This window comes from Nocardioides humilatus (assembly GCF_008373755.1).
Classification (GTDB): Bacteria; Actinomycetota; Actinomycetes; order Propionibacteriales; family Nocardioidaceae; genus Nocardioides; species Nocardioides humilatus.
The window spans coordinates 1-5,475 of the sequence record NZ_VUJV01000011.1 but is presented as its reverse complement, the minus strand read 5'-3'; the positions used below and the strand labels follow the sequence as shown (position 1 = coordinate 5,475).

3 rRNA genes are annotated in these 5,475 nt (G+C 55.5%); all 3 read left to right on the top strand.

What is annotated here, in order from left to right:
* Positions 1–184 precede the first annotated feature (184 nt).
* The 3 genes from F0U44_RS22030 (at position 185) to rrf (ending at position 5,474) form a co-directional block, all read left to right on the top strand.
* Positions 185–1,705: ribosomal RNA gene (locus F0U44_RS22030) — 16S ribosomal RNA — on the top strand.
* Positions 1,706–2,105: 400 nt separating this feature from the next.
* Positions 2,106–5,225: ribosomal RNA gene (locus F0U44_RS22025) — 23S ribosomal RNA — on the top strand.
* Between the two features lie 132 nt (positions 5,226–5,357).
* Positions 5,358–5,474, top strand: a 5S ribosomal RNA gene (gene rrf / locus F0U44_RS22020).
* The 16S, 23S and 5S rRNA genes sit together here, the layout of an rRNA operon.
* Position 5,475 lies beyond the last annotated feature (1 nt).

Genomic DNA, 5,475 nt, shown 5'->3' with positions numbered 1-5,475 from the left:
GCGTGTGATGTTTGAGAACTCAACAGTGTGTCATGCAATTTATGTCGTTGTGATTGTTTTAGCAGCGTCTGCATGTGGGTCGGCTCCGTTTGGGGTTGGTTTGTGTGTGGGTGTTGTGGTTTTGGCAAGAGCAAATGATTCTGGCGATAGCTAGTTTGTTTGTGTCTGGCTTTGATTGGATTTTCTTATGGAGAGTTTGATCCTGGCTCAGGACGAACGCTGGCGGCGTGCTTAACACATGCAAGTCGAGCGGTAAGGCTCCTTCGGGGGTACACGAGCGGCGAACGGGTGAGTAACACGTGAGTAATCTGCCCCTGGCTCTGGGATAAGCATTAGAAATGATGTCTAATACCGGATATGACGCAGTCTCGCATGAGATCTGTGTGGAAAGTTTTTTCGGCTAGGGATGTGCTCGCGGCCTATCAGCTTGTTGGTGGGGTAATGGCCTACCAAGGCTTTGACGGGTAACCGGCCTGAGAGGGTGACCGGTCACACTGGGACTGAGACACGGCCCAGACTCCTACGGGAGGCAGCAGTGGGGAATATTGGACAATGGGCGGAAGCCTGATCCAGCAACGCCGCGTGAGGGATGACGGCCTTCGGGTTGTAAACCTCTTTCAGTAGGGACGAAGCGCAAGTGACGGTACCTACAGAAGAAGCACCGGCCAACTACGTGCCAGCAGCCGCGGTAATACGTAGGGTGCGAGCGTTGTCCGGAATTATTGGGCGTAAAGGGCTCGTAGGCGGTTTGTCGCGTCGGGAGTGAAAACATCGGGCTTAACTCGATGCTTGCTTTCGATACGGGCAGACTTGAGGTATGCAGGGGAGAATGGAATTCCTGGTGTAGCGGTGAAATGCGCAGATATCAGGAGGAACACCGGTGGCGAAGGCGGTTCTCTGGGCATTACCTGACGCTGAGGAGCGAAAGTGTGGGGAGCGAACAGGATTAGATACCCTGGTAGTCCACACCGTAAACGTTGGGCGCTAGGTGTGGGACCTATTCCATGGGTTCCGTGCCGTAGCTAACGCATTAAGCGCCCCGCCTGGGGAGTACGGCCGCAAGGCTAAAACTCAAAGGAATTGACGGGGGCCCGCACAAGCGGCGGAGCATGCGGATTAATTCGATGCAACGCGAAGAACCTTACCTGGGTTTGACATACACCGGAAGCCTCTAGAGATAGAGGTCTCTTTGATACTGGTGTACAGGTGGTGCATGGCTGTCGTCAGCTCGTGTCGTGAGATGTTGGGTTAAGTCCCGCAACGAGCGCAACCCTCGTTCCATGTTGCCAGCGGGTTATGCCGGGGACTCATGGGAGACTGCCGGGGTCAACTCGGAGGAAGGTGGGGATGACGTCAAGTCATCATGCCCCTTATGTCCAGGGCTTCACGCATGCTACAATGGCCGGTACAAAGGGCTGCGATCCCGTGAGGGGGAGCGAATCCCAAAAAGCCGGTCTCAGTTCGGATTGGGGTCTGCAACTCGACCCCATGAAGTCGGAGTCGCTAGTAATCGCAGATCAGCAACGCTGCGGTGAATACGTTCCCGGGCCTTGTACACACCGCCCGTCACGTCACGAAAGTCGGCAACACCCGAAGCCGGTGGCCTAACTGTTTACAGGGGGAGCCGTCGAAGGTGGGGCTGGCGATTGGGACGAAGTCGTAACAAGGTAGCCGTACCGGAAGGTGCGGCTGGATCACCTCCTTTCTAAGGAGCACACCCGGTCAGCCAGCCGAATGAGTTGGTTGCGTTTGGGGTGTTCACTAGTGGAACACAACGACAGCTCTTCAATGAGTGAGTAAGTGGTATGGCACGCTGTTGGGTGTCTGAGGCATCAGACGCCCTCACCTCGAGAGCCGGCATGTGAATGTTGGTGGGTGGGGAGTCGCTGGTTGGGCTTCTTGTTGTTTGATTATTGGATAGTGGACGCGAGCATCACGTCACAGATCACCTCCTGCGTGAGTGGGGGGTTTGTTTGTGCGTGTTGTTTGTAGTGTTAATATCGTTGATTGTTTGTGTCTTGATCAATTTATTGCTCATATGCACGGACCGTCCGGTACGCATCGTGGATCCCTTTGGGGTTTGTTGTGTGTGTTGGTGGTTTGTGTGGCAAGTTGGTAAGGGCGCATGGTGGATGCCTTGGCATCGAGAGCCGATGAAGGACGTGGGAGCCTGCGATATGCCCTGGGGAGTTGGCAACCGAGCGTTGATCCGGGGATGTCCGAATGGGGAAACCCAGCACGAGTTATGTCGTGTTACCCGCACCTGAATAAAATAGGGTGTGTGGAGGGAACGTGGGGAAGTGAAACATCTCAGTACCCACAGGAAGAGAAAACAAAAGTGATTCCGAGAGTAGTGGCGAGCGAAATCGGATCAGGCTAAACCGTTTGCGTGTGATACCTGGCAGGGGTTGCGTAGGCGGGGTCGTGGGATATGTCTGGTGCCAGCTGCTGATGGTGCGCGGAGTAAGAAATCATCATTGAGGTCGAAGCTGTTGGAAAGCGGCGCCGGAGCGGGTGATAGCCCCGTAGACGTAAGATGGTGACTCCGTTGGTGTATTCCCAAGTAACATGCCACTCCTGGAATGGTGTGTGAATCTGGCGGGACCACCCGTTAAGCCTAAATACTTCTCGATGACCGATAGCGGACCAGTACCGTGAGGGAAAGGTGAAAAGTACCCCTGGCGGGGAGTGAAATAGTACCTGAAACCATGCGCCTACAATCCGTTAGAGCCCGTGAGGGTGATAGCGTGCCTTTTGAAGAATGAGCCTGCGAGTTAGCGGTGTGTGGCAAGGTTAACCCGTGTGGGGTAGCCGTAGCGAAAGCGAGTCTGAATAGGGCGCTTGAGTCGCACGCTCTAGACCCGAAGCGGAGTGATCTATCCATGGGCAGGTTGAAGCGCCGGTAAGACGGCGTGGAGGACCGAACCCACTTCAGTTGAAAATGGAGGGGATGACCTGTGGATAGGGGTGAAAGGCCAATCAAACTCCGTGATAGCTGGTTCTCCCCGAAATGCATTTAGGTGCAGCGTCACGTGTTTCTTGCCGGAGGTAGAGCACTGGATAGCCGATGGGCCCTACAAGGTTACTGACGTTAGCCAAACTCCGAATGCCGGTAAGTGAGAGCGTGGCAGTGAGACTGCGGGCGATAAGGTTCGTAGTCGAGAGGGAAACAGCCCAGACCATCGGCTAAGGCCCCTAAGGGGCGGCTAAGTGGAAAAGGATGTGGAGTCGCAGTGACAACCAGGAGGTTGGCTTGGAAGCAGCCACCCTTGAAAGAGTGCGTAATAGCTCACTGGTCAAGTGATTCCGCGCCGACAATGTAGCGGGGCTCAAGCCGTCCGCCGAAGCCATGGCATTCACATTTAACCCAAGCCGGACTTGATCTTGGTTCAGGGGTGTGGATGGGTAGGGGAGCGTCGTGTGCCGGGTGAAGCGTCGGAGTGATCCAGGCGTGGATGGCACACGAGTGAGAATGCAGGCATGAGTAGCGAATCACGGGTGAGAAACCCGTGCGCCGAATGATCAAGGGTTCCAGGGTCAAGCTAATCTGCCCTGGGTAAGTCGGGACCTAAGGCGAGGCCGACAGGCGTAGTCGATGGACAACGGGTTGATATTCCCGTACCGGCGAAATGGCGCCCATGACGAGCCCGGTGATGCTAACCGCCCTAAGCACGTTTGACCGATCCCTTCGGGGTGAGGCGTTCGTGTGGAGCGCGGGATCCGATCCGGTAGTAGTCAAGCGATGGGGTGACGCAGGAAGGTAGCCCAACCACGGCGATGGTAGTCCGTGGGTAAGCCCGTAGGGCGAACGGTAGGCAAATCCGCCGTTCTGACTTTGATGTCGTGCCTGAGAGGTGATGCCGACCCCGTATGGGGGAAGTGGGTGATCCTATGCTGTCGAGAAAAACCTCTAGCGAGCCATGAGCCGCCCGTACCCCAAACCGACTCAGGTGATCAGGTAGAGAATACCAAGGCGATCGAGATAACTATGGTTAAGGAACTCGGCAAAATGCCCCCGTAACTTCGGGAGAAGGGGGACCCGGATCGTGTACCCACTTGCTGGGGAAGCGTGAAGGGTCGCAGAGACCAGGCCCAAGCGACTGTTTACTAAAAACACAGGTCCGTGCGAAGTCGTAAGACGATGTATACGGACTGACTCCTGCCCGGTGCTGGAAGGTTAAGAGGACGGGTTAGACGTAAGTCGAAGCTCAGAATTTAAGCCCCAGTAAACGGCGGTGGTAACTATAACCATCCTAAGGTAGCGAAATTCCTTGTCGGGTAAGTTCCGACCTGCACGAATGGAGTAACGACTTGGGCGCTGTCTCAACCATAGACTCGGCGAAATTGCACTACGAGTAAAGATGCTCGTTACGCGCGGCAGGACGGAAAGACCCCGGGACCTTTACTATAGTTTGGCATTGGTGTTTGGTTCGGCTTGTGTAGGATAGGTGGGAGACTTTGAAGCCTTAACGCCAGTTAGGGTGGAGTCAACGTTGAAATACCACTCTGGTCGTACTAGATGTCTAACCTAGGGCCATGATCTGGTTCAGGGACAGTGCCTGATGGGTAGTTTAACTGGGGCGGTTGCCTCCCAAAATGTAACGGAGGCGCTCAAAGGTTCCCTCAGCCTGGTTGGCAATCAGGTGACGAGTGTAAGTGCACAAGGGAGCTTGACTGTGAGACAGACATGTCGAGCAGGGACGAAAGTCGGAACTAGTGATCCGGCACCTCCATGTGGAAGGGGTGTCGCTCAACGGATAAAAGGTACCCCGGGGATAACAGGCTGATCTTCCCCAAGAGTCCATATCGACGGGATGGTTTGGCACCTCGATGTCGGCTCGTCGCATCCTGGGGCTGGAGTAGGTCCCAAGGGTTGGGCTGTTCGCCCATTAAAGCGGCACGCGAGCTGGGTTTAGAACGTCGTGAGACAGTTCGGTCCCTATCCGCCGCGCGCGTAGGAAACTTGAGAAAGGCTGTCCCTAGTACGAGAGGACCGGGATGGACGAACCTCTGGTGTGCCAGTTGTACCGCCAGGTGCAGGGCTGGTTAGCTACGTTCGGAAGTGATAACCGCTGAACGCATCTAAGCGGGAAGCACGTTTCAAGATGAGGTTTCCCCACCCCTTGAGGGTGTAAGGCCCCCAACAGACTATTGGGTTGATAGGCCGGAGGTGTACAGCAGCAATGCCCAGCCGACCGGTACTAATAGGCCGAACACTTGCCACACAAACCCCCAACACAACCAACAAACCAATGGTTGGTGTGTCACGGGTTTCAGCGTAAACACACTACAATCGCGTCCACGATCCAACCCCAACCCCACCCACGTGCGTGGGGGAACACAGGGGTTCATAAAGTTACGGCGGCCATAGCGACAGGGAAACACCCGGCTCCATCCCGAACCCGGAAGTTAAGCCTGTCAGCGCCGATGGTACTGCAACCGAGAGGCTGTGGGAGAGTAGGACGCCGCCGGACA